Annotated in this window: 22 protein-coding genes and 1 riboswitch; of the genes, 18 read left to right on the top strand and 4 right to left on the bottom strand. The window is 59.7% G+C overall.

Annotated elements, in window-relative coordinates; translation table 11 throughout:
* The first annotated feature begins 226 nt into the window (after nt 1-226).
* The 3 genes from lpcA to G5193_RS09180 all read left to right on the top strand — a co-directional run bounded on the left by lpcA (nt 227) and on the right by G5193_RS09180 (nt 2,406).
* Nucleotides 227-805, top strand: a complete 579-nt coding sequence (lpcA, locus tag G5193_RS09190; protein WP_005334485.1) for a D-sedoheptulose 7-phosphate isomerase — start codon at nt 227-229, stop codon at nt 803-805.
* Between the two features lie 164 nt (nt 806-969).
* A complete protein-coding gene (locus tag G5193_RS09185) occupies nt 970-1,779 on the top strand; it encodes a class II glutamine amidotransferase (protein WP_005353514.1) in 810 nt (269 codons plus the stop codon).
* A 291-nt stretch (nt 1,780-2,070) separates the two neighbouring features.
* The gene (locus G5193_RS09180; RefSeq protein WP_019446543.1) at nt 2,071-2,406 is read left to right on the top strand and encodes an Hpt domain-containing protein; all 336 of its coding nucleotides are present in this window, start codon (nt 2,071-2,073) and stop codon (nt 2,404-2,406) included.
* 39 nt (nt 2,407-2,445) lie between these two features.
* Here the strand turns inward: G5193_RS09180 and G5193_RS09175 are convergent, their stop codons facing one another.
* Nucleotides 2,446-3,360, bottom strand: coding sequence for a gluconeogenesis factor YvcK family protein (locus G5193_RS09175; protein ID WP_421205856.1), 915 nt, complete (start codon nt 3,358-3,360; stop codon nt 2,446-2,448).
* A 113-nt stretch (nt 3,361-3,473) separates the two neighbouring features.
* Between G5193_RS09175 and G5193_RS09170 the strand changes: the two genes are divergently transcribed.
* Nucleotides 3,474-4,658 (top strand): FIST signal transduction protein, encoded by a 1,185-nt coding sequence (locus G5193_RS09170; protein WP_421205855.1) that lies wholly within the window; start codon nt 3,474-3,476, stop codon nt 4,656-4,658.
* 31 nt (nt 4,659-4,689) lie between these two features.
* A complete protein-coding gene (locus G5193_RS09165) occupies nt 4,690-6,786 on the top strand; it encodes an ATP-binding protein (protein WP_421205854.1) in 2,097 nt (698 codons plus the stop codon).
* A 249-nt stretch (nt 6,787-7,035) separates the two neighbouring features.
* Here G5193_RS09165 and G5193_RS09160 read toward each other — a convergent pair whose 3' ends face one another.
* The 3 genes from G5193_RS09160 to narQ form a co-directional block, all read right to left on the bottom strand.
* A complete protein-coding gene (locus G5193_RS09160) occupies nt 7,036-7,611 on the bottom strand; it encodes an LON peptidase substrate-binding domain-containing protein (protein ID WP_201937094.1) in 576 nt (191 codons plus the stop codon).
* Between the two features lie 103 nt (nt 7,612-7,714).
* Entirely contained in the window at nt 7,715-8,353 is a 639-nt protein-coding gene (gene narL / locus G5193_RS09155) for a two-component system response regulator NarL (protein ID WP_005334471.1), read from the bottom strand.
* On the bottom strand, nt 8,353-10,065 hold the full coding sequence (narQ, locus tag G5193_RS09150; RefSeq protein WP_201937096.1) for a nitrate/nitrite two-component system sensor histidine kinase NarQ: 1,713 nt from the start codon (nt 10,063-10,065) through the stop codon (nt 8,353-8,355). The genes narL and narQ overlap by 1 nt, the downstream gene beginning before the upstream one ends.
* 78 nt (nt 10,066-10,143) lie before the next feature.
* A riboswitch (molybdenum cofactor riboswitch) is annotated at nt 10,144-10,284 on the top strand.
* On the opposite strand from narQ, the gene moaA reads away from it, so the two are divergent.
* The 13 genes from moaA to modA all read left to right on the top strand — a co-directional run bounded on the left by moaA (nt 10,272) and on the right by modA (nt 20,423).
* Complete coding sequence (gene moaA / locus G5193_RS09145) at nt 10,272-11,267, top strand: GTP 3',8-cyclase MoaA (RefSeq protein WP_041202199.1); 996 nt, start codon at nt 10,272-10,274, stop codon at nt 11,265-11,267. It overlaps the preceding riboswitch by 13 nt.
* A 238-nt stretch (nt 11,268-11,505) precedes the next feature.
* Nucleotides 11,506-12,048 (top strand): ferredoxin-type protein NapF, encoded by a 543-nt coding sequence (gene napF, locus G5193_RS09140; RefSeq protein WP_139410607.1) that lies wholly within the window; start codon nt 11,506-11,508, stop codon nt 12,046-12,048.
* Nucleotides 12,049-12,077: 29 nt separating this feature from the next.
* On the top strand, nt 12,078-12,332 hold the full coding sequence (locus tag G5193_RS09135) for a chaperone NapD (RefSeq protein ID WP_064341022.1): 255 nt from the start codon (nt 12,078-12,080) through the stop codon (nt 12,330-12,332).
* A 101-nt stretch (nt 12,333-12,433) separates the two neighbouring features.
* On the top strand, nt 12,434-14,923 hold the full coding sequence (gene napA / locus G5193_RS09130) for a nitrate reductase catalytic subunit NapA (RefSeq protein WP_213386470.1): 2,490 nt from the start codon (nt 12,434-12,436) through the stop codon (nt 14,921-14,923).
* 16 nt (nt 14,924-14,939) lie between these two features.
* Nucleotides 14,940-15,677 (top strand): ferredoxin-type protein NapG, encoded by a 738-nt coding sequence (gene napG / locus G5193_RS09125; protein WP_421205853.1) that lies wholly within the window; start codon nt 14,940-14,942, stop codon nt 15,675-15,677.
* A complete protein-coding gene (gene napH / locus G5193_RS09120; protein WP_421205852.1) occupies nt 15,674-16,549 on the top strand; it encodes a quinol dehydrogenase ferredoxin subunit NapH in 876 nt (291 codons plus the stop codon). The genes napG and napH overlap by 4 nt, the downstream gene beginning before the upstream one ends.
* A complete protein-coding gene (locus tag G5193_RS09115) occupies nt 16,549-17,004 on the top strand; it encodes a nitrate reductase cytochrome c-type subunit (RefSeq protein WP_005334452.1) in 456 nt (151 codons plus the stop codon). Before napH ends, G5193_RS09115 begins: the two co-directional genes overlap by 1 nt.
* An 11-nt stretch (nt 17,005-17,015) precedes the next feature.
* Complete coding sequence (locus G5193_RS09110; protein ID WP_005353459.1) at nt 17,016-17,606, top strand: cytochrome c3 family protein; 591 nt, start codon at nt 17,016-17,018, stop codon at nt 17,604-17,606.
* A 242-nt stretch (nt 17,607-17,848) separates the two neighbouring features.
* The gene (gene moaB / locus G5193_RS09105) at nt 17,849-18,355 is read left to right on the top strand and encodes a molybdenum cofactor biosynthesis protein B (protein WP_421205851.1); all 507 of its coding nucleotides are present in this window, start codon (nt 17,849-17,851) and stop codon (nt 18,353-18,355) included.
* 9 nt (nt 18,356-18,364) lie between these two features.
* The gene (moaC, locus tag G5193_RS09100) at nt 18,365-18,889 is read left to right on the top strand and encodes a cyclic pyranopterin monophosphate synthase MoaC (protein ID WP_204385248.1); all 525 of its coding nucleotides are present in this window, start codon (nt 18,365-18,367) and stop codon (nt 18,887-18,889) included.
* Nucleotides 18,886-19,131, top strand: coding sequence for a molybdopterin synthase sulfur carrier subunit (gene moaD / locus G5193_RS09095; RefSeq protein ID WP_118853581.1), 246 nt, complete (start codon nt 18,886-18,888; stop codon nt 19,129-19,131). Before moaC ends, moaD begins: the two co-directional genes overlap by 4 nt.
* A gap of 2 nt (nt 19,132-19,133) precedes the next feature.
* Nucleotides 19,134-19,607 (top strand): molybdopterin synthase catalytic subunit MoaE, encoded by a 474-nt coding sequence (moaE, locus tag G5193_RS09090; RefSeq protein WP_064340972.1) that lies wholly within the window; start codon nt 19,134-19,136, stop codon nt 19,605-19,607.
* A gap of 87 nt (nt 19,608-19,694) precedes the next feature.
* Nucleotides 19,695-20,423, top strand: coding sequence for a molybdate ABC transporter substrate-binding protein (modA, locus tag G5193_RS09085; protein WP_204385249.1), 729 nt, complete (start codon nt 19,695-19,697; stop codon nt 20,421-20,423).
* Nucleotides 20,424-20,430: the final 7 nt, after the last annotated feature.

The following is a 20,430-nucleotide window of genomic DNA, read 5'->3' as shown; positions in this document are numbered from 1 at the left end:
ACGTGGCGTAACTGATCCAGAGGTCTGACCTGTTGGATATGGCCCCTGTTGTAATTCATACGCACAAAGTTATCAAGCTGTTTACATCTTCATTACCTTCTCTCTGTGATCCCCATAACGCTCACGCGCCGCCAGCGCTGTGGCTCGCAGGGGGGCGACTGTGCGATTCGCTTGTGCGAGAATAGCCGCGATCTACACGCACACTAAAAACAGTGGAAGAGACATCATGTACCAAGAATTGATCCGCAATGAACTGACCGAAGCTGCCAGCGTGCTGCAGGCCTTCCTGGCTGATGAGCAGAACCTGAAAAACATCGAAGCGGCCGCCAAACTGCTGGCTGACTCTTTCAAAGAAGAGGGCAAGGTGCTCTCCTGCGGCAATGGCGGCTCCCACTGCGATGCCATGCATTTTGCCGAAGAGCTGACCGGTCGTTACCGCGAGAACCGCCCGGGTTATGCCGGTATCGCCATCTCAGATCCGAGCCACCTCTCCTGCGTCTCCAACGACTTTGGCTATGACTATGTCTTCTCCCGCTACGTAGAAGCGGTTGGCCGCCGTGGCGACGTGCTGCTTGGTATCTCCACCAGCGGCAACTCCGGCAATATCCTGAAAGCCATCGAGGCTGCCCGCGCCAAAGGGATGAAAGTGATCGCCCTGACCGGCAAGGATGGCGGCAAGATGGCGGGTCTGGCGGATGTCGAGATCCGGGTTCCGCACTTTGGCTATGCCGACCGTATTCAGGAAGTGCACATCAAGGTGATCCACATCCTGATCCAGCTGGTCGAAAAAGAGATGGCCAAGTAATCAGGCTATTGCGACCAGACTAGGGCTGCGCCGGTAGCATGGTTCGCCATCGATCGGTTGTTGCCAGTCACAGGGGAAGGGATTGCGCCTTCCCCTGCTGTCTGTCGAACCAGCGTGCTGGTCGAACATGACACAAGCCAAATCATGAAAGGAGTCTGCCGGATATGTGCGAACTGCTCGGCATGAGTGCCAATGTGCCGACCGATATCTGCTTCAGCTTTACCGGGTTGATGCTGCGCGGCGGCAAGACCGGGCCCCACAAGGATGGCTGGGGGATCACCTTTTACGAAGGGAAGGGCTTTCGCACCTTCAAGGATCCCGAGCCCAGTGCCCAATCTCCCATCGCCAGACTGGTACAGGCGCTGCCCATCAAGAGCTGCGCTGTGGTCAGCCACATTCGGCAGGCCAACCGTGGCTGCGTGTCACTGGAAAATACCCACCCCTTTACCCGTGAGCTGTGGGGCCGTTACTGGACCTTCGCCCACAACGGTCAGCTGACCGGCTACAAGAAGCTGCCCACCGGCCGCCACCGGCCGGTGGGGGATACCGACAGCGAACACGCCTTCTGCTGGTTGCTCGATCGGCTGGAGCAAAAATATCCCAAGCGTCCGGCCAACTTTCCCGCCATGTTTCGCTATCTCGCTACCCTGTGTGACGAGCTCAGAGCATTCGGGGTGTTCAACATGCTGCTCTCGGACGGGGAGTATGTGATGAGCTACTGCAGCAACAACCTGCACTGGCTGACTCGCTGTGCGCCCTTTGGCGAGGCGAGCCTGCTGGATGAGGAGGTGGTGATCGACTTTCAAAGGGAGACCACCCCCAACGATGTGGTGACCCTGATCACCACCCGTCCGCTGACCGGCAATGAGAATTGGGTCAAAATGGCGCCCGGCGAATTCAATCTGTTTCGCATGGGGGAGCGTGTGGCGACCAACCAGGTCGCGCTTGAGCAAGATAAAAAAATACCAGGGTAGATACCTACCCTGGTTCTTCGCAGCAGCCATAAAAGGCAAAAGGGATGAGAGGTGTTGCTGAGCATCATCACTCTGACGGCATTGAGTGTTGATCAATTGTTAATTTGTGGCAATCAAGTTGTTGTCTTGACGGGCGTTTCAGCATCGCTATTTCGATACTGATCACATTTTTTGCCACTTTATTCCCTGAGCCATCCAATCGGGTGCTTCATCACTGCCTGGTCGTGAGCCACGACATCGAAAACTATCTATAGTATGGTCTGTTTGAATACCGTTCTGGAGGAGCCTCGCATGGAGTGGGTGGATCGCAAGGTGTTGCAGCAGCTGGCAGAGGATATCGGTCCGGATATGCTGCCCGTGGTCATCGCAGTCTTTATTGAAGAGGTGGGCGAGCAGCTGAGTCAGCTCAGACCCCTCTATGAACAGGGAGAGTGGGAGGCGCTGGCTCGGGTGGCGCACAGCATGAAATCATCCTGTGGCAGCTACGGCGCCATACCGAGTTATCAGCAGGTGATGGCGCTGGAGATGGCCAGCAAGCAGGCCGATGTGGCCGAGGCAGAGCGCCAGTTGCAACTGCTGGAGGCCTCCTTGCCCCAGGTGCTCGCGTTTCTTGCCGATTATCAGTAACGGCGCCATGCAGGGATGCCGGGGCGCTGTGACCGTTGCCTAACGCTGGTTGAGCAGTTGCTGGATGGTCCGGTCCAGCGCCAGTTTCAGCTTCAATCGATCATGCCGATGGGGCAGCTCAAGCTCGCCCAGCTCGGCTTCGATCACACGCCCTTGCCAGTCCCCCGCGTCACCCGCGCCCTGTGGGGCCAGGATGGCATCCAGCCGACACTGGCCGACCCGGGACTCCAGCCAGCGACATTGACTCATCAGATCCAGCTGACTGGCAGGGCCGTTTTCCGCCACCAGATTGCAAACGAAAACCAGCATGGCGCTGCTCTCGTTGATGGCCTGTGCGATCTCGGCCAGCAGCAGTGGCGGCATGATGGAGGTGAGAAAACTGCCCGGCCCAAGAATGATCATGTCCGCCTGCTGCAGTGCCAGCACCGCTTCCCGGGTCGCTTGCACCTCCGGCATCAGGCCGAGGGAGAGGGGCGGTGTTGCCAGTTGATCGATGGATACCTCTCCCAGGATCTGGGTGCCACACTCCATATGGGCGCAGAGATCGGTGGGAAATTCAGACATGGGTAGCAATTGTGACTCGATTTTGAGCATGTCACTGATCAGCTTGATAGCATCAAGAGGACGGACACAGAGATTATCGAGCGCCAGCAGCATCAGGTTGCCAAGGTTGTGGCCCGCCAGCTCGCCTTTGCCGGCGAAGCGGTATTCGAACAACAGGCTGCCGATACTGGGATCGGTCACCAGCTGGTTCAGGCAGTTGCGCAGATCGCCCCAGGCGATGCACTCCTGACTCTTGCGCAGGCGTCCGGTCGAGCCGCCATCATCTGTGGTGGTGACGATGCCGGTGAGCCGTTGACCGAGAAACGAGAGGGACGAAAGCACTCGTCCCATGCCGTGGCCACCACCGATGGCAACGACCCGATCGAAGTCATTGATGTTTTTTTGCCACATATGGGCGTCCTGTCATTGGTCTCAGTTGACCGCTATGTTAGCAAGCGAAGCGAGATAATTGTTTGATAAAGGTATGATTTTTGCTTGAGGCTGCCATTCGATAAAACAAGGAGATGGTGTTGAAATTTCTGACCGTTCACTCCCTCGCCCAGAATTCATCGCTGGCGGCCCAAGATATCTGCGCGCAGCTGCGCCACCATGCCGATCAGGCCCCCTCCCTGCTGTTACTCTATTTTACCCAGGCCCATGAGGGGGCGATACTGCGCGACGCGTTCAAACGCCAGTTCCCGACGACCCGCCTGCTTGGGTGCAGCTCTTGCGGTGGTGTCATGACCGAGATGGGACACCACGCCCGAGACGGATATGGGCTGGCCGTTGCTGCTCTGTACGATGAGAAAGGGGCATTCGGGGTAGCCGGTGCCAGCGGTGACGGGGTGGATGTGCGACAGTTGCTGCGCCGAGCCATGAGCGACTGTGGTCGGCCAGGTGAGCTGCCCCAGTTGATCCTGTTTCATGCCAGTCCCGGCAAGGAAGAGGGGCTGCTGGCCGGTATCGAGGCCGAACTCGGTGCCTCGGTGCCGGTGGTCGGTGGGTCCGCGGCAGATAACAGCGTCAGCGGTGACTGGCAACTCTGCTGGGATGAGGCGGTGAGTCAGGATGGCATCGGTCTGGCGGTGCTCTATCCCGATTGCCAGCTGGCCTTTCAGTTTCATTCGGGCTACGTGCCTGCCGAATTCAGCGGAGAGATCACCAGCTGCAACGGGCGGGAGGTACTCACCATCGATCACCAACCTGCCGCCGAGGTCTATGCCCGCTGGTGCGGGCGCGAGCAGCCCTGGCCGGTAGGGGCGATTTTGCGGGAGACCACGCTCACCCCGCTGGCCCGTCAGGTGGGAGCGCTGGATGGCATTCCTTACTACAAACTCTCCCACCCCGAAGCGGTGACCGAACAGGGCGGGCTGCGGCTCTTTACCGATGTGGTGCAAGGAGAGCGTCTGCTGTTGATGTACAGCAGTCAGGAAGGGTTGCTGCAGCGTAGCCTCAATGCCATGCGTATCGAGCCTGGGTATGGGGTCGATGTGGAATTGCAGCCTATCGGCGCGCTCATCATCTTTTGTGCTGGTTGCCGTTTGGCGCTAGGTGATATGTTGTGCCAATTTGTCGAGCAGAGCCAGGCTCGCCTCGGCAAGATCCCTTTTATCACTCCCTTTACCTTCGGCGAGCAGGGGCGGCTGCCCAATGGCGAGCTGGCCCACGGCAACCTGATGGTATCGAGCGTGATTTTCCTGACCCGTTGAGTCGGCAGAACATAACAGAGCAGGCAGCAAGATGATTGGCAACAGTGAACTGGAAGCCCTCGGCGACAAATTGCAGACCACGCTGGTCGACCTTATGCGTTGCCGCGAGCGCGAGGCCAAGTATCGTCACGAGTCCCAGACCCTGCTGGGTGGGGTTGCCACCCTCGCCGATGCCAAGACGCTGGAGCAGGTGCTGGAGAGCCTTATCCAGGTGCTCAAACCCTTTATCGGCTTTGAGCACGCTGATGTGGTGGCCTGGGAAGGGGAGCAGGGAAGTACCCACCTCAGTACCGAGCCAATGCTATCAGCCTGCAGTTGGCGCATGACCCCGGCATTTGCCCGCGCCATCTCGGGTGAAACCCTGGTGATTTACGATCCCGCCCAGCTGCCCGAGCTGGCGCCGCTGGCGAGCGAGCCGGGCTGGGCCAGCGTGATGCTGACCGGGCTGCAGGCCCCCGGTTTTACCGCCACCCTCATCTGCCGCCACGCTCGGGCGGGCACCTTCGATCTCACCAGCAAGGCCGCCATGGAGCGTTGCCGTCCTCTTATCGCCCAGGCGCTGGTCAACATCACCTATCGGGCCCGCTTGCAGGAGCAGGTCGCGGTAAAAACCGAGGCGCTGCAGGCCAGCGAACGCCGTTTTCGCAGCTTCGCCGCCATGGCTTCTGACTGGTTCTGGGAAACAGATGCCGAGCATCGCCTCAGTTACGCCTCAGAGCCGGGTTATCTGGATGAGATGACCCCGCAGGCGACCCGGCCGACCCTCTATGACTACGTCTGCAACAAGCAGAGCTGCGATGCCCAGAAATATCTGCAGCTTTTGGCGCTGCGCCAGCCGGTGCGAGGGGTGCGGATGCAGGTCGCGCTGCAACACGGCCCCTGCTGGATGGAGGTGAGCGCCGAGCCCTGCTTTGACCATGATGGTCTGTTTATCGGTTATCGCGGCACTGCCCGGGATATCAGCAACCAGATCCGCCGTGAAGAGGAGCTGGCGCGGGCACGGGATGAGGCCGAAGCGGCCAACCGTGCCAAGTCCCAGTTTCTGGCCATGATGACCCACGAGATCCGTTCGCCCATGAATGCGGTGTTGGGGATGCTCGATCTGGTGCAGCATGCCGAGCTGGCGCCGGAGCAACAGAGCCTGCTGCGCCATGCCACCCACTCGGCCAGATTGCTGCAAACCATCATCGACGACGTGCTCGATTTTTCGAAAATCGAGTCGCAAACCCTGGTGTTTCACTGCGAGACCCTGCAACCCGTCCAGCTTTGCCAATCTCTGGTCGAGCCGCTGCAAGCTCGCGCGACCGCCAAGGGGATCGCGCTGGTTTATCGGGTCGATGAGTCGGTCCCCCGGGAGTTGCAGGGGGATCCGATGCGTTTGTCACAGGTGATGGGCAATCTGCTGGACAACGCCCTCAAATTTACCGAGCAGGGGCAGGTAACACTGCACCTGGGTTGGCAGGATGAGAAGCTGCTGATCTCGGTCTCCGACACCGGGATCGGTATCGCTGATGCGGATCAGGCGCTGCTGTTTGAACCCTTCTCCCAGGTCGACAACTCGGCCACCCGGCGTTTTTCCGGTACCGGCCTCGGTCTTGCCATCAGCAAGCGTCTGGTGACGCTTATGGGGGGAGAGATCCACCTGAAGAGCGAGCCGGGCAAGGGAAGCTGTTTCTGGTTCGAACTGCCCGGCATGGCGTTGCCTTGCCATAGCCAGCCGCAGCGGGAGGAGGGGGCTTCGGCACTGTTGCCACTGGATGTGCTGGTGGTGGAGGACAGCCCGGTGAATCAGCTGGTGGTGTCGCTGATGCTGCAAAAACTGGTGGGCAAGGTTCGGCTGGCTGCCAATGGTCTGGAAGCGCTGGCGCAGGTGGATGAGCAGCTCCCGGATCTGATCCTGATGGATATGCGGATGCCCCTGATGGACGGACTGGAAGCGACCCGACGCTTGCGTGAGTTGGGATGCACCATGCCTATCGTCGCCCTGACGGCCAATGCGATGGCGGAGGACAAGGCGTGCTGTCTGGCGCAGGGGATGGATGACTTTCTCGCCAAGCCTATCACCTTGTCACGGTTGAGAGAGTGTTTGCAGCGTCACTTTGGTCAGCGGTTGCCGACGCGCGGATAAAAAAAATGGTCAACTTTGTGGGTTGACCAGTTCTTCAGCAAATACTGAAGAGAGCACGGGATAAATCGGGTTGTATCAATCTATATGAAAAATCTGTGCCAACTTTTTCAGGACTCTTTTGTGTTCAATTTTGGCCGTTTAGCGCAGCGGCTCTCTCTTGTTATGGCGTTTTGCGTTCCTACTTACTCGCAAAATGCGAATTTCACATTTTCATTGTTGGAATAATTGCATTTTGCAACGCTGTTTTTGTCATTGTGAAATCAGGCGATGCAGAAATTTACGGGCCGCTTCGCTGTTTTGTTTGGCAATCAGCATCTGCTTTTCATAAATCGGCATCGGCAATATCTCGAGCCAGCGCTGGCAGAGCCAGGCGGCATCTTCAAAGCGCTTGTCCGGATAGAGCTCATCAAGCTCCGGATACTGCTCGAACACTTCCCGCAGGCGATTGACCAGCAGCTTGTCGTTGAAATCTGAGTGGGTGCTCGGCCAGTTGGGCAGCATCTCCACCTTGGCCCGGCGCAGGCCCATCTCGTCTGTTTCCATCTCGTGGATGCAGAAGCGCTCCAGTCCCAGCACCGTCACTCCCAGCAGGCCATCATTAAGGCTGTAGAAGTCAGTCACCTTGACCCGGGTGCCCACCGGCAGAATGCGGCCGGATTGTCCCGAGGTGGTCGACTCTTCCATCACGATGCCAAAGCCCTGATCGTTGATGAATGACTCCTTGAGCATCTGCAGGTGGCGTGGCTCGAACAGACGCAGAGGAAGCTTGCCGCCCGGCAGTATGTGGGAAGGCAAGGGGAACAGTGCCAAAGGTTGTAGTTTCATGTTCCATCCTCCATTGAGTAGTTGCTGAATATGATAATGCAGCGACTGTGCCAGAGAATGAAAAAAGCCACCGGAGGGTGGCTTTTCGGGCGGTTGAGGGCGCTTAGTTGCGCTGCTCCAGATACATGACAGCCGCTTCCACGCGGCTTTGCGCCTCGAGTTTCTTCAGCAGGCTCTTCACGTGAACCTTGACCGTTCCCTCGGAGATATGGAGTACCGAGGCGACCTGTTTGTTGGAGAGGCCTTTTGCAATTTCGCGCAGGATTTGCATTTCGCGACGCGTTAAGCTTTCCAGCTTCTGCTGCAGGTGATCCAGCTCGTAGATGTTTTCGAGATAGGGGCGCAGCGGTTCGCTCAGGATCTGCTTGCCGGTCATCACGTCGGCCAGCTGGGCCAGCAGCAGATCAGGCTCGGTATCCTTGAGCAGGTAGCCGTCGGCACCGGCCTTGAGCAAAGCCACCACATCCTGACGGGCATCGGAGACGGTGAGGATCACTACCCGGGAGGTGATCTCCTCGGCGCGCAGCGCCTTGAGGGTATCGAGGCCGGAGAGCCCCTTCATGTTGAGATCGAGCAGGATCAGATCCGGCTCTGACTCTTTGGCCAGCGCCACGGCATCTGTGCCGTTGGAGGCTTCACCGGTCACCTCCATGTTCTCTTCCAGAGCCAGCAGCTGCACAATCCCTTTGCGCATGAGGGGATGGTCATCTACGACCAGAACTGTGTATTTCATCTCGTCCATCAGGCGTCTCTCGTTAGACTGGTGGGAAAGGTCAGATGCACGCAGGTGCCTTGTGGTTGCTGCTCGTTGATGGTCAGCAGACCGTGCAGTTTGCTGGCGCGCTCGTTCATGATGCTCAACCCGTAATGGTTGATCGCCGAGCTGGCGAGTCCGATCCCGACACCGTCATCTGAAATCTGAACCTCAATGTTACCACTGGCGAGGGTCTCACAGCTAACATCAATCACTTGCGCGTTGGCATGTTTGATGGCATTGAGCACTGCCTCACGGATCAACTGCAAAATGTGGATATGCTGGCCCGCCTCCAGGTCGTTGTCGGCCAGTCCGTAATGGAACCGGATTTCGGCCTGGGTCTGAGGCTGCAGTTGATCAAGCATGACGCGGATCGCTTCCCCCAGATTGGCATCGCCAATGGTGAGACGGAAGGTACCGAGCAGTTCGCGCAACTGGGTATAGGCATTGCTAAGCCCCTCGTCGATCTGCTGCATCGCCTCCTGCGCCTTGTCATGCTGCCCCTTGGCGTAAGAGCGCTTGAGCAGGGTGGACTGGATCTTGAGATAGGAGAGGGCTTGCGCCAGCGAGTCGTGCAGCTCGCGGGCGATCACCGCCCGCTCCTCCATCAGCAGCAGTCGCTGCTGTTGCAGCAGGGTCTGGTCTTTGTGCAGCACCTGAGCCAGCAGCATGGTGAAGTTTTTAATCAACCGCTCATCGATGGGGTGCTGGCTGATGATGTCGAGGCGGCCGAACTCCTGCTCATCCATCTGCAGATAAAAGCTGGCGACCGCATCGAGATCGCCGGGCCAGCCGGTGCGCCCCGAGATGTAGACTGGCATGGCATTGTGTTCGAAGCGGGTCAGCCGGATATGGTCGATATGCTGGTGGGCGGCGGCGCGGTCCAGCAGTTTGATGAGGGTACGGGTACTGAGCGGGGCGGCGTGCAGCTTCTGGGCGGTCGAGTAGAGAAACGAGAGGGTGTCGTTGGCCTGTTGCAGCTTGGCGGTTTTCTCTTCCACCTTGTTTTCCAGCTCCCGATAGAGTTTGCCCAGCTCATCGGCCATGGTGACGAAGGCGCGCGATAGCTCCCCCAGTTCGTTTTCGCCGTGGGCGGGCAGCTTAAGATCGAAATCCTGCCGCTGGATCTGGCGGGCACAGTAGACCAGCTGGTTGAGGGGGGCGACCACCTGCTGACGGGTGAAGCGCACCGTGAACCAGGCGATGGTGATGATGGCCAGCAGGCCGAGCCCCTCCGCAAGCGCCAGCATCCGCACCTTGAATTCCACGTGGTACTGCATCTGATTGACGAAATTGTCGATGGCCGCCACAAACTGCTCGGTGTTATCGGTGTACCGTCTGGGGGTACGATCCTCGATGTGCTGGCGCATCACCTGCCACTGGCCGAGCACCTCGCCATAGGTGCGACGCAGGGAGGCAGGAGTGATCCAGCGCTGGGTCTCCTGCAGCTCTTCGGCGTGCAGGGTCTCTTCAAACTGGGAGAGGCGCCCCAGCACGCTGTCGCCCCGCTCGATTTCGTAGGCCATCCGGTAGGCCTGCATCCGCAGCGAACCGGAGAGGTTGATCGCCTTGGCATCGGGTACCGAGTAGAAGAGGGTGACCATGGCGACCAGCGCGATCAGGCTGGCCATGAAGAGGATCAACACCATGGCGCGGCCAATGGCACTGCTGACCGAATGGACCCTGAACCGTTTTCCCATACTGATGCGCACCTCTGAATAGTGATAAGGACCCCGCAAGATGCGTGGGAGTGTACTCCAACTTGTGTTAGCATCGAAAAACTAGATGAACTCCGAGCGGTTTTGCCTAAGTCCTAGCGATAGGGGGAAACCAGCCGTCAGCCGACGTTCGAGCTGTAAGGGTCAGGAAAGAAATGCCCTGGCCTCCCGTATTTGGAAAGGTGTTTATGTTGCCACTTGAAGATGGTTTTTCCCGTCGTTTTTACTACTTGCGTCTGTCAGTGACCGATGTGTGCAATTTCCGTTGCACCTATTGCTTGCCTGACGGTTATCGCCCCCCAGAAGGTCACAAAGCGGGGCGTCAACCCTTTCTCTCGATTGACGAGATCCGCCGCGTGGTCAGCGGTTTTGCCGCCATGGGTACCCGCAAGGTGCGCATCACGGGGGGCGAGCCCTCCCTGCGCCGCGATTTCACCGAGATCGTCAAGGTGATTGCCACCACCCCGGGCATCGAGAAGGTCGCCATGACCACCAACGGCTATCGCCTCAAGGAGCGGGCTCAGGAGTGGTTTGATGCAGGACTCAACGCGCTGAATGTCAGTGTCGACAGTCTCGACCCGCGCCAGTTTCACCAGATCACCGGCGAGAACAAGCTGGCCGAAGTGATGGAGGGGATCGAAGCAGCACTGGCCGCCGGTTTCAAATCGGTGAAGATCAATGCGGTGCTGCTCAAGGGGCTCAACGACTACCAGCTCGATGCCTTTCTGGGCTGGATCAGGCACAAGCCTATCGAGCTGCGCTTTATCGAGCTGATGCAGACCGGCGAGATGGATACCCTGTTTCGTGACCACCATGTCAGCGGTGAACAGATCAAACAGCGCTTGCTGGAGAGCGGCTGGGTGCAGCAGTTGCGGGGCACGGATGACGGTCCGGCGCAGGTCTTTATGCACCCCGATTCGCAAGGTGGGGTGGGGCTCATCATGCCCTACAGCAAGGATTTCTGTGCCGGTTGCAACCGGCTGCGGGTCTCCTCGCTGGGGAAGCTGCATCTGTGCCTGTTTGGCGACAACGGTATCGACTTGCGGGATCTGCTCGGCGCAGATGGGCAATCTGATGAGCTGCAACAGCGCATTCGCGCGGCACTGGCGGGCAAGAGTGCCACCCATCGTCTCCATGAGGGCAATGCCGGAATCACCCCTCATCTCGCCTCGATCGGCGGATAACCGCAAAAATCGCCAACGATTAAATAGCAATCCTCACATGGAGGTATTTTAACCGATACCTCCTTTTTTATTGCGCTGCAACGCTTTGATCTGGCGCAAGAATCCCCCCTGTTTATCTCCCTGGTGGTATATCCCTTACCTTGTCAGGGCCGCAATATACACCCACTCTTATAATTGGTATCAAGAATGCCAATCATGGACTCGCACTGTCCCCTTTTTCACCAGAACAGGAGTCAACATGCCGGATGAGATCGATCTTGCCCGCCGCGGCCTGTTCCGGGGGCGGCTGAGAACCGCCGAACCGCCGGTGCAGTTGCCCTGGTCAGTCAACTGGTCGGCATTTGTCGCCGACTGTACCCGCTGCGGGGACTGTCTGGCCGCCTGTCCGGAGCAGATCCTGGTGAATGGCGAGGGCGGTTTTCCGGTGGTCGATTTCCAGCGTGGCGAATGCACCTTCTGCACCGAGTGCGTCACGGTCTGCAAGGTGCCGCTGTTTCGCCCGACCAGCGAGTCCCCCTGGCACTACAAGGCCCATATCGAGGCCAACTGTCTGGCCAATGGTCAGGTGTTTTGCCAGCGCTGTCAGGACAGCTGCGAGCCCAATGCCATTCGCTTTATTCCGGTGCTGGGGCGTGTGCCCACCCCGACGGTCGAGCCGGATCGCTGTAATGGCTGCGGCGCCTGCGTGCAGGATTGTCCGGTTGGCAGCATCAAGGTCGATGGGCGAGCCGCCCCATCCGGTGTTACGAGCCAGTCCACCCTCAAGCAGGAGTCAGAATGAGTCAGAAGCCGTGTGACACAGAAGCCACAATGGATCAGGAGTTCCATGTATCGAGTCTGGTGGTGCTGACCCAGCCCCCTTTGCGCCATCAGCTCGCCGAGCAGATTGGCGCCCTTGAAGGGGCCGAGATCCACGCCATCAGTGACGAGGGCAAGCTGGTCGTGACCCTGGAAGGTCCGAGCCAGCGGCCGATCATGGCGGCCATTGATGCGATACAGGCGATGCCGGGTGTGCTCTCTGCCGCCCTGATTTACCACCAGTTCGATGAACTGGGCGGTCACTGAAAAGAGTGATGGGATGCCGGGCGTGCCCTCAGCCGCTGATGGCTGGCTCCCGTTCGACAGATTCGACAACTATTACGCGATAAGCAATGTGAGGATATGCCATGAAGCTGAGTCGACGCGACTTTATGAAGGCCAATGCGGTGGCAGCTGCCGCTGCCGTGGCCGGTGTCAGTGCCCCCACGCTGGCAGCCAATCTCATCACCAGTACCGACAAGACGGCCATCCATTGGGATAAGGCTCCCTGCCGCTTCTGCGGTACCGGCTGCTCCGTGCTGGTGGGCTCTCAGGATGGTCGGGTCGTGGCGACTCAGGGCGACCCCGATGCGCCGGTCAACCGTGGCCTCAACTGCATCAAGGGTTACTTCCTCTCCAAAATCATGTATGGCCAGGATCGCCTGACCCAGCCGATGCTGCGGATGAAGAACGGCCAGTTCGACAAGGATGGCGACTTCGCCCCCATCAGCTGGGATCAGGCGTTCGACATCATGGCCGAGAAGTTCAAGGCGACCCTGAAAGAGAAGGGGCCGACCGCCGTCGGCATGTTCGGCTCCGGCCAGTGGACCGTCTGGGAAGGCTATGCTGCCGCCAAGCTGATGAAGGCCGGTTTCCGCTCCAACAACATTGACCCCAATGCCCGTCACTGCATGGCCTCTGCGGTCGTCGGCTTCATGCGTACCTTCGGCATGGATGAACCGATGGGCTGCTATGACGATATCGAGCAGGCCGATGCGTTCGTGCTGTGGGGCTCCAACATGGCCGAGATGCACCCCATCCTCTGGTCGCGGATGTCTGATCGCCGTCTCTCCAACCCGGATGTGCAGGTGCACGTGCTCTCGACCTTCGAGCACCGCAGCTTCGAGCTGGCGGACAACGGCATGGTGTTCACTCCGCAGACCGACCTGGCGATCCTCAACTATGTCGCCAACTACATCATCCAGAACGACAAGGTGAACTGGGACTTCGTCAACAAGCACACCGTGTTCAAGAAGGGGGTCACCGACATCGGTTATGGTCTGCGCCCGACCGATCCGCTGCAGCAGAAAGCGAAGAACCCGGACAGCGGCGATGCCACTCCGATGACCTTTGAGGAGTTTGCCAAGTTCGTGGCGGATTACGATGTGGAGTCGGTCTCCAAGCTCTCCGGCGTCTCCAAAGAGAAGCTGGAAAAGCTGGCCAAGCTCTATGCCGACCCGGGCAAGAAGGTGGTCTCCTACTGGACCATGGGTTTCAACCAGCATACCCGTGGCGTCTGGGCCAACAACCTCTGCTACAACATCCACCTGCTGACCGGCAAGATCTCCGAGCCGGGTAATGGTCCTTTCTCACTGACCGGCCAGCCCTCTGCCTGTGGCACTGCGCGTGAAGTGGGTACCTTTGCCCACCGTCTGCCTGCCGACATGGTGGTAACCGAGCCCAAGCACCGCGCCATTGCCGAGAAGATCTGGAAACTGCCGGAAGGGACCATTCCCGACAAGGTGGGTTTCCACGCCGTGCTGCAGGATCGCATGCTAAAAGATGGCAAGCTCAACGCCTACTGGGTGATGTGTAACAACAACATGCAGGCCGGCCCCAACATGAATACCGATCGCCTGCCTGGCTATCGCGATCCGCGCAACTTTATCGTGGTCTCCGACCCGTACCCGACCGTCACTGCCCAGGCCGCTGACCTCATTCTGCCCACCGCCATGTGGGTGGAGAAAGAGGGGGCCTACGGCAACGCCGAGCGCCGCACCCAGTTCTGGCACCAGCAGGTGAAAGCACCGGAAGGGGCCAAGTCCGACTTGTGGCAGTTGATGGAGTTCTCCAAGCGCTTCAAAGTCGAGGAAGTGTGGCCGGCTGAGCTGATTGCCAAGATGCCGGAAGTAAAGGGCAAAACCCTGTTCGACGTGCTCTATGCCAACGGTCAAGTCAACCAGTTCCCGAAAGAGCAGAGCAAGGGGATGCTGAACGACGAAGCCGAACACTTCGGGTTCTACGTCCAGAAGGGCTTGTTCGAGGAGTACGCCACCTTCGGTCGCGGTCACGGCCACGATCTGGCGCCGTTCGATCAGTACCACGAAGCCCGTGGTCTGCGCTGGCCTGTGGTAGATGGCAAAGAGACCCTGTGGCGCTACCGCGAAGGGTTCGACCCTTACGTGAAAGCGGGCGAGGGGGTGCGTTTTTATGGCAAGCCCGATGGCAAAGCGGTCATCTTCGCCCTGCCGTTCGAGCCCGCCGCCGAGTCGCCGGATAAAGAGTACGATCTGTGGCTCTCCACCGGCCGCGTGCTGGAGCACTGGCACACCGGCACCATGACCCGTCGGGTACCCGAACTTTATCGCGCCTTCCCGGATGCGGTGCTCTTCATGCACCCGGACGATGCCAAGGCTCGCGGCGTGCGTCGTGGTGAAGAGGTGATCGTCTCTTCCCGCCGTGGCGAGGTGAAGACCCGTGTCGAGACCCGTGGTCGCAACCGTCCGCCGAAAGGACTGGTCTTCATGCCCTTCTTTGATGCGAGCCAGCTGGTCAACAAGCTGACCCTGGATGCCACCGATCCGCTCTCGAAAGAGACCGATTACAAGAAGTGCGCCGTCAAGGTGATGAAGGCTTAAGGCGGGGGAGTGCGAGATGAGTCGTAGTCGTCGCCAGTTTCTGGCCGACATGGCCAAGGGGGCCTGCGGTGTGGGCCTGCTTGGCGTGGGGCTCGGCGGCATGGCACGCCAGCAGGCACAAGCTGTGCCTGCCCAGGCGCTGCGTCCGCCTGCCGCCCTCGATGAAGCAGATTTCCTCAGCGCCTGCGTGCGTTGCGGGCTCTGCGTCGAGGCCTGCCCCTACGACACCCTCAAGCTCGCCCGGCTGTTTGACCCTGTGACCACCGGCACCCCCTATTTCAAGGCGCGTGCCGTGCCCTGCGAGATGTGTGATGACATCCCTTGCGTGGTGGCCTGCCCGAGCGGGGCGCTGGATCAGCAGATGACCGACATCGATCAGGCCCGGATGGGGGTGGCAGTGCTCATCGATCACGAGACCTGCCTCAACTATCTGGGGCTGCGCTGCGATGTCTGTTATCGGGTCTGCCCGCTGATTGACAAGGCGATCACCCTGGATCTGCAGCATAACCAGCGTACCGGCAAGCACGCCATGTTCCTGCCCACGGTACACAGCGATATCTGTACCGGCTGTGGCAAGTGTGAGCATGCCTGCGTGCTGGAGGAGGCCGCCATCAAGGTGGTGCCACGCCAGCTCGCCAAAGGTGAGCTGGGTCATCACTACAGGCTCGGCTGGGAAGAGAAGGCCAAGGCGGGGAACAAGTCGCTCATCGGCGACAGGCTCACCCTGCCCACCCGTAAACCGGAGGGGTTATGAGTCGTTATCCGGGGGAAGAGGCTCGCATCAAACTGGGTTGGTGGCGTTCCCACCGCTTCCTGCTGCTGCGCAGGCTCAGTCAGTTCAGTGTGCTCGCATTGTTCCTGCTGGGGCCGCTGGCGGGCATCTGGATCCTCAAGGGCAACCTCTCCAGCTCGCTGTTGCTGGAGACGGTGCCGCTGACCGATCCCCTCACGCTGTTGCAGTCGCTGGCGGCGGGTCACTGGCCCATCACCTCACTCTGGCTGGGGGCAACCATCGTGCTGGCCGGTTACTGGCTGGTCGGGGGGCGGGTCTTCTGCTCCTGGGTCTGTCCGGTCAACCTCATCACTGATGCCGCAGCTTGGCTCAGGGGGCGATTTGGACTAAAGGGCAACGGCCAGTTCAGCCGTGCGACCCGCTACTGGCTGCTGGTCATGGTGCTGGTGGTGCCTGCGGTGGTCGGGGTGATGGCGTGGGAGCTGGTCAATCCGGTGTCACTCGCCATGCGCGGCCTGCTGTTTGGCATGGGGGCGGGCTGGGCCCTGCTGGTGGCGCTGTTCCTGTTCGATCTTTTCGTGGTTGAGCGGGGTTGGTGCGGTCATCTCTGTCCGGTGGGGGCCTTCTATGCCCTGGTCAACCGGGTCGGATTTATCAAGATTTCTGCCAAGGGGCGCGAGCGGTGCAACAACTGCATGGATTGTTATGCGGTCTGCCCGGAACGTCCCATCCTGCGCGGACCTGTTCATGGTGCCAAGCGCGGTCACGGGCCCTTGATTGCGGCTCAGGAGTGTACCAACTGTGGCCGCTGCATCGATGTCTGCGCGGAACAAGTTTTTGAAATCACTGTAGGTTTTGCCGTCAAGGCAGAAAAAACGTCGGAGAACAAATAATGAAAAAGCTGATTGGAGCAATGCTGGCCTGCCTGATGGCGGGATCCTTGATGGCAGCGGCCCCCGAGATCACCAACAGTACCGGTGGCCTCAAGTCCGAGCGTGGCGCCACCGATCTGGTGACCGATGCCACTGCCGCTCCCCTGAAAAACTTCCGTAAGGATGGCGCGCCCTACGATCGCCAGTACATGCATCAGCCGCCGCTGATCCCCCACGACATTCGCAACTATGAGGTGGATACCAAGGTCAACAAGTGCCTGGCTTGCCACAGCTTCAAGAATGCCAGTGCCATGAAGGCCCCCAAGATCAGTCCGACTCACTTCGAGACCCGCGACGGCCTGACTCTGGGTGAAGTGTCGCCGCGTCGCTACTTCTGCCTGCAGTGCCATGTGCCGCAAGCGGATGCCAAGCCGCTGGTGGAAAATACCTTTAAACCGGTTGAAGCGCTGAACTGAGGAATCCATAGATGAAATTACCCGGCTTTATCCAGCGTCTGTGGACCACCTTCAAGTCACCATCGAAGGCGGCTCTCTGGGTCATCCTGCTGATGGGCTTCTTCGGTGGCGTGATTTTCTGGGGTGGCTTCAACACTGCCATGGAAGCATCCAACACCGAGGCCTTCTGCACCAGTTGTCACGAGATGAAGGACAACGTGTTCGAGGAGTACCGCGACACCATCCACTACGCCAACCGCTCCGGCGTGCGGGCCAGCTGCCCGGATTGCCACGTACCCCATGAGTGGACCTACAAGATCATCCGCAAGGTGCAGGCTTCCAAGGAGCTGTGGGGCATGATCACCGGCAAGGTGGATACCCGTGAGAAGTTCGAGTCGCACCGGCGCGAGATGGCGGAGCGGGAGTGGCAACGAATGAAAGAGACCGATTCGCGCGAGTGCCGCAACTGCCACAACTTCGAGTACATGGACTTCTCCCTGCAGGGGCAGCGTGCCGCCAAGATGCACTCTACCAATCTGGCCAGTGGTGAAAGTACCTGCATCGACTGTCACAAGGGGATTGCGCACCAGCTGCCCGACATGACCGGGGTGAAAGGGTTCTGATCCTGCGACGACAGGCCGGGTTTGCCCGGCCTGCGTTTTGTTCATATATGGGACAAGCATCAGATTTGTGTGTCTTTTAAATCCCATATCTCGTGAAACCTTTGATAGAATCAGCCCGCCGTCACACGCTTGAGCAAGTTGGTCACCCCTGTCTGCGTCCGTTTTTGCGCCCTGACAGCTGGCCTCTCATACCCCTTCTCTTCCTGCCTCGTTGACGGCCCATAGCCACAAGGAGCTGCCCGATGGGACAGAAACACAACGCATTTATTCCCCTCAAGATCGCCGTGCTGACGGTCTCCGACAGCCGCACTGCCGCCGATGACAGCTCGGGCGACTATCTGGTCTCGGCCCTTACCGACGTGGGCCATCTGCTGGCCGATCGGGCGCTCTGCCCGGACAACCTGTTTCGCATCCGGGCGCGGGTGAGCGAGTGGATCGCCGATGAGGGGGTGCAGGTGGTACTGATTAACGGCGGTACCGGCTTCAATGAACAGAATCGGGTACCGGAAGCGGTCGGTGTGCTGTTCGAACGCACCGTACAGGGTTTTGGCGAGATGTTCCGTCAACTCTCTTTTGCCGAGATTAAAGGCTCCGCCATGCAGAGCCGTGCGCTGGCGGGACTCGCCAATCGCACCCTGATCTGCTGTCTGCCGGGCTCTACCGGCGCCTGTCGGCTGGGTTGGGAGCAACTGATCCGCGATCAGCTCGATGCCCGCACCAAGCCGTGCAACTTTGTCTCCCACCTCTGAGAGCAAACGATGAACCAGACCGATCCCAAGCAGACCCAGCCCAACCTGACGCATCTGAACCAGAGCGGTGAAGCCCATATGGTGGATGTGACCGACAAGCAGGTGACCGAGCGCGAAGCCCGTGCCGAGGCGTTTGTTGCCATGGCTCCCGAGACCCTGGCGCTGATCCTGAGCGGCCAGCACCACAAGGGGGACGTGTTCGCCACCGCCCGCATCGCCGGTATCATGGCCGCCAAGAAGACCTCCGATCTTATCCCGCTCTGCCATCCGCTGGCCTTGACCAAAGTCGAGGTGGAGATAGTGCCGCTGGCCGAGCAGAATCGGGTGCATATCCGCACCCTCTGCAAGCTTTCCGGCAAGACCGGGGTAGAGATGGAGGCGCTGACCGCCGCGTCGGTAGCGGCGCTGACCATCTACGACATGTGCAAGGCGGTGCAAAAAGACATGGTGATCGAACAGGTGCGGCTGGTAGAGAAAAAGGGCGGCAAGTCTGGCCATTTTCAGCTGGGGTCAACGAACGGGGAACAAGCATGATCAAGGTACTGTTTTTTGCGCAAGTAAGAGAGCTGGTTGCCTGCGATGAGCTGAGCCTGCCGTGCGACTACGCCACCGCCGAACAACTGCGCGCGGCGCTCTGTGAACGCGGCGACAAGTGGGCGTTGGCGCTGGAAGCAGGCAAGCTCTTGGTCGCGGTCAACCAGACCCTGGTGTCCCTCGATACCCCCATTAATGATGGCGATGAGGTGGCCTTCTTCCCGCCGGTGACCGGAGGTTAAGGATGAGCGAGGCAACCATGACCGATCGCATTCTGGTCCAGCGGGAGGATTTCTCGCTGGCGGACGAATATGCTCGCCTCGCCACCCGCCCCGACAGTGGCGCCATCGTCACTTTTGTTGGCAAGGTTCGCGACTTCAATCAGGGGGAGGAGGTGAAGGGGCTGGCCCTCGAGCACTACCCCGGTATGACCGAGAAGGCGCTGGCCGATATCGTGCAGGAGGCCCGTCGCCGCTGGCCGCTGCAGGAGTGTACCCTCATTCATCGTATCGGCGAGTTGTGGCTTGGCGATCAGATCGTGCTGGTGGCGGTGAGCAGTGCCCACCGCGACGCCGCCTTTGATGCCTGTCACTTCATCATGGATTTCTTGAAAACCCGGGCGCCGTTCTGGAAAAAAGAGCTGACTGCCGAGGGTGTGCAACGCTGGGTCGAGGCCAAGGAGAGCGACAACGCCGCCGCCGCCCGCTGGCAAGCCTGACCTGTTCATCACGAGGGGCGCAGGTTCAACGGGAACCACGGCCCCGCCAAGGGGCGCGGATGTGCGGGCCCCATCAGGAGAAAGGGAATGAAACCGCTGTTATCTGTTGTCATCGTAGGAGTCTGCGCCGCCACCTTGCATACCGGTGTCGTGCAGGCCGATGAAGTGAAAGTGGCCGTGGCGGCCAACTTCAAGGGCACCATAGATCGTATCGGCAAGGAGTTCACCGCCAAGACCGGCCACACCCTGGCCATCTCGTCTGCCGCCACCGGAGTGCTCTACACCCAGATCAGTCACGGCGCACCGTTCGATCTCTTCCTCTCCGCCGATGCGGCGACCCCCGAGAAGCTGGAAAAAGAGGGCAAGGGGAGTGAGCGCTTCACCTACGCCATCGGCCAGCTGGGGCTGTGGAAGAAGGGGGGGCCGGCCCCTGACGAGGCGACCCTGCGCAGCTGGAAAGGCAACCTCGCCATCGCCAATCCCCGTACCGCCCCCTATGGTGCTGCTGCCATGGCGACCCTCACCCATCTCAAGATCGATCCCAAGCAGTACCGGCTGCTGACCGGCGCCAACATCGGCCAGACCTGGCAATTTGTCGACACCGGCAATGCTGAACTGGGCTTTGTCGCCTGGGCCAATCTGGTGGAAGCGGGCAAGACTGGCGAAGCCTGGGCTGTGCCTGCGAGCTTCTATCCCCCCATCGAGCAGCAGGGGCTGGTATTGAAGAAAGGCGCCGCGGTCGAGGCGCTGGTGGCCTGGCTCAAGGGGCCGGGTCAGGCACAGATCAAGGCAGCGGGTTATGCCTTGCCCCAATAAGGGGATG

Source organism: Aeromonas sp. 601027 (assembly GCF_049174455.1).
GTDB lineage: Bacteria > Pseudomonadota > Gammaproteobacteria > Enterobacterales > Aeromonadaceae > Aeromonas > Aeromonas veronii_A.
Note: the sequence above shows the minus strand (reverse complement) of the source record. Positions and strands in the feature narration are given on the sequence as shown.

Bases quoted from the DNA above. Each gene is read 5' to 3' on its own strand.
- G5193_RS09165 (WP_421205854.1), top strand. From the start codon at position 4,690: ATGATTGGCAACAGTGAACTGGAAGCCCTCGGCGACAAATTGCAGACC.
- moaE (WP_064340972.1), top strand. From the start codon at position 19,134: ATGAGCGAGGCAACCATGACCGATCGCATTCTGGTCCAGCGGGAGGAT.
- narQ (WP_201937096.1), bottom strand. From the start codon at position 10,065: ATGGGAAAACGGTTCAGGGTCCATTCGGTCAGCAGTGCCATTGGCCGC.
- G5193_RS09115 (WP_005334452.1), top strand. From the start codon at position 16,549: ATGAAAAAGCTGATTGGAGCAATGCTGGCCTGCCTGATGGCGGGATCC.
- G5193_RS09160 (WP_201937094.1), bottom strand. From the start codon at position 7,611: ATGAAACTACAACCTTTGGCACTGTTCCCCTTGCCTTCCCACATACTG.
- napG (WP_421205853.1), top strand. From the start codon at position 14,940: ATGAGTCGTAGTCGTCGCCAGTTTCTGGCCGACATGGCCAAGGGGGCC.
- G5193_RS09110 (WP_005353459.1), top strand. From the start codon at position 17,016: ATGAAATTACCCGGCTTTATCCAGCGTCTGTGGACCACCTTCAAGTCA.
- napA (WP_213386470.1), top strand. From the start codon at position 12,434: ATGAAGCTGAGTCGACGCGACTTTATGAAGGCCAATGCGGTGGCAGCT.
- moaA (WP_041202199.1), top strand. From the start codon at position 10,272: ATGTTGCCACTTGAAGATGGTTTTTCCCGTCGTTTTTACTACTTGCGT.
- moaD (WP_118853581.1), top strand. From the start codon at position 18,886: ATGATCAAGGTACTGTTTTTTGCGCAAGTAAGAGAGCTGGTTGCCTGC.
- G5193_RS09170 (WP_421205855.1), top strand. From the start codon at position 3,474: ATGGTGTTGAAATTTCTGACCGTTCACTCCCTCGCCCAGAATTCATCG.
- napH (WP_421205852.1), top strand. From the start codon at position 15,674: ATGAGTCGTTATCCGGGGGAAGAGGCTCGCATCAAACTGGGTTGGTGG.
- modA (WP_204385249.1), top strand. From the start codon at position 19,695: ATGAAACCGCTGTTATCTGTTGTCATCGTAGGAGTCTGCGCCGCCACC.
- G5193_RS09175 (WP_421205856.1), bottom strand. From the start codon at position 3,360: ATGTGGCAAAAAAACATCAATGACTTCGATCGGGTCGTTGCCATCGGT.
- lpcA (WP_005334485.1), top strand. From the start codon at position 227: ATGTACCAAGAATTGATCCGCAATGAACTGACCGAAGCTGCCAGCGTG.
- G5193_RS09185 (WP_005353514.1), top strand. From the start codon at position 970: ATGTGCGAACTGCTCGGCATGAGTGCCAATGTGCCGACCGATATCTGC.
- G5193_RS09180 (WP_019446543.1), top strand. From the start codon at position 2,071: ATGGAGTGGGTGGATCGCAAGGTGTTGCAGCAGCTGGCAGAGGATATC.
- moaC (WP_204385248.1), top strand. From the start codon at position 18,365: ATGAACCAGACCGATCCCAAGCAGACCCAGCCCAACCTGACGCATCTG.
- G5193_RS09135 (WP_064341022.1), top strand. From the start codon at position 12,078: ATGGATCAGGAGTTCCATGTATCGAGTCTGGTGGTGCTGACCCAGCCC.
- napF (WP_139410607.1), top strand. From the start codon at position 11,506: ATGCCGGATGAGATCGATCTTGCCCGCCGCGGCCTGTTCCGGGGGCGG.
- narL (WP_005334471.1), bottom strand. From the start codon at position 8,353: ATGGACGAGATGAAATACACAGTTCTGGTCGTAGATGACCATCCCCTC.
- moaB (WP_421205851.1), top strand. From the start codon at position 17,849: ATGGGACAGAAACACAACGCATTTATTCCCCTCAAGATCGCCGTGCTG.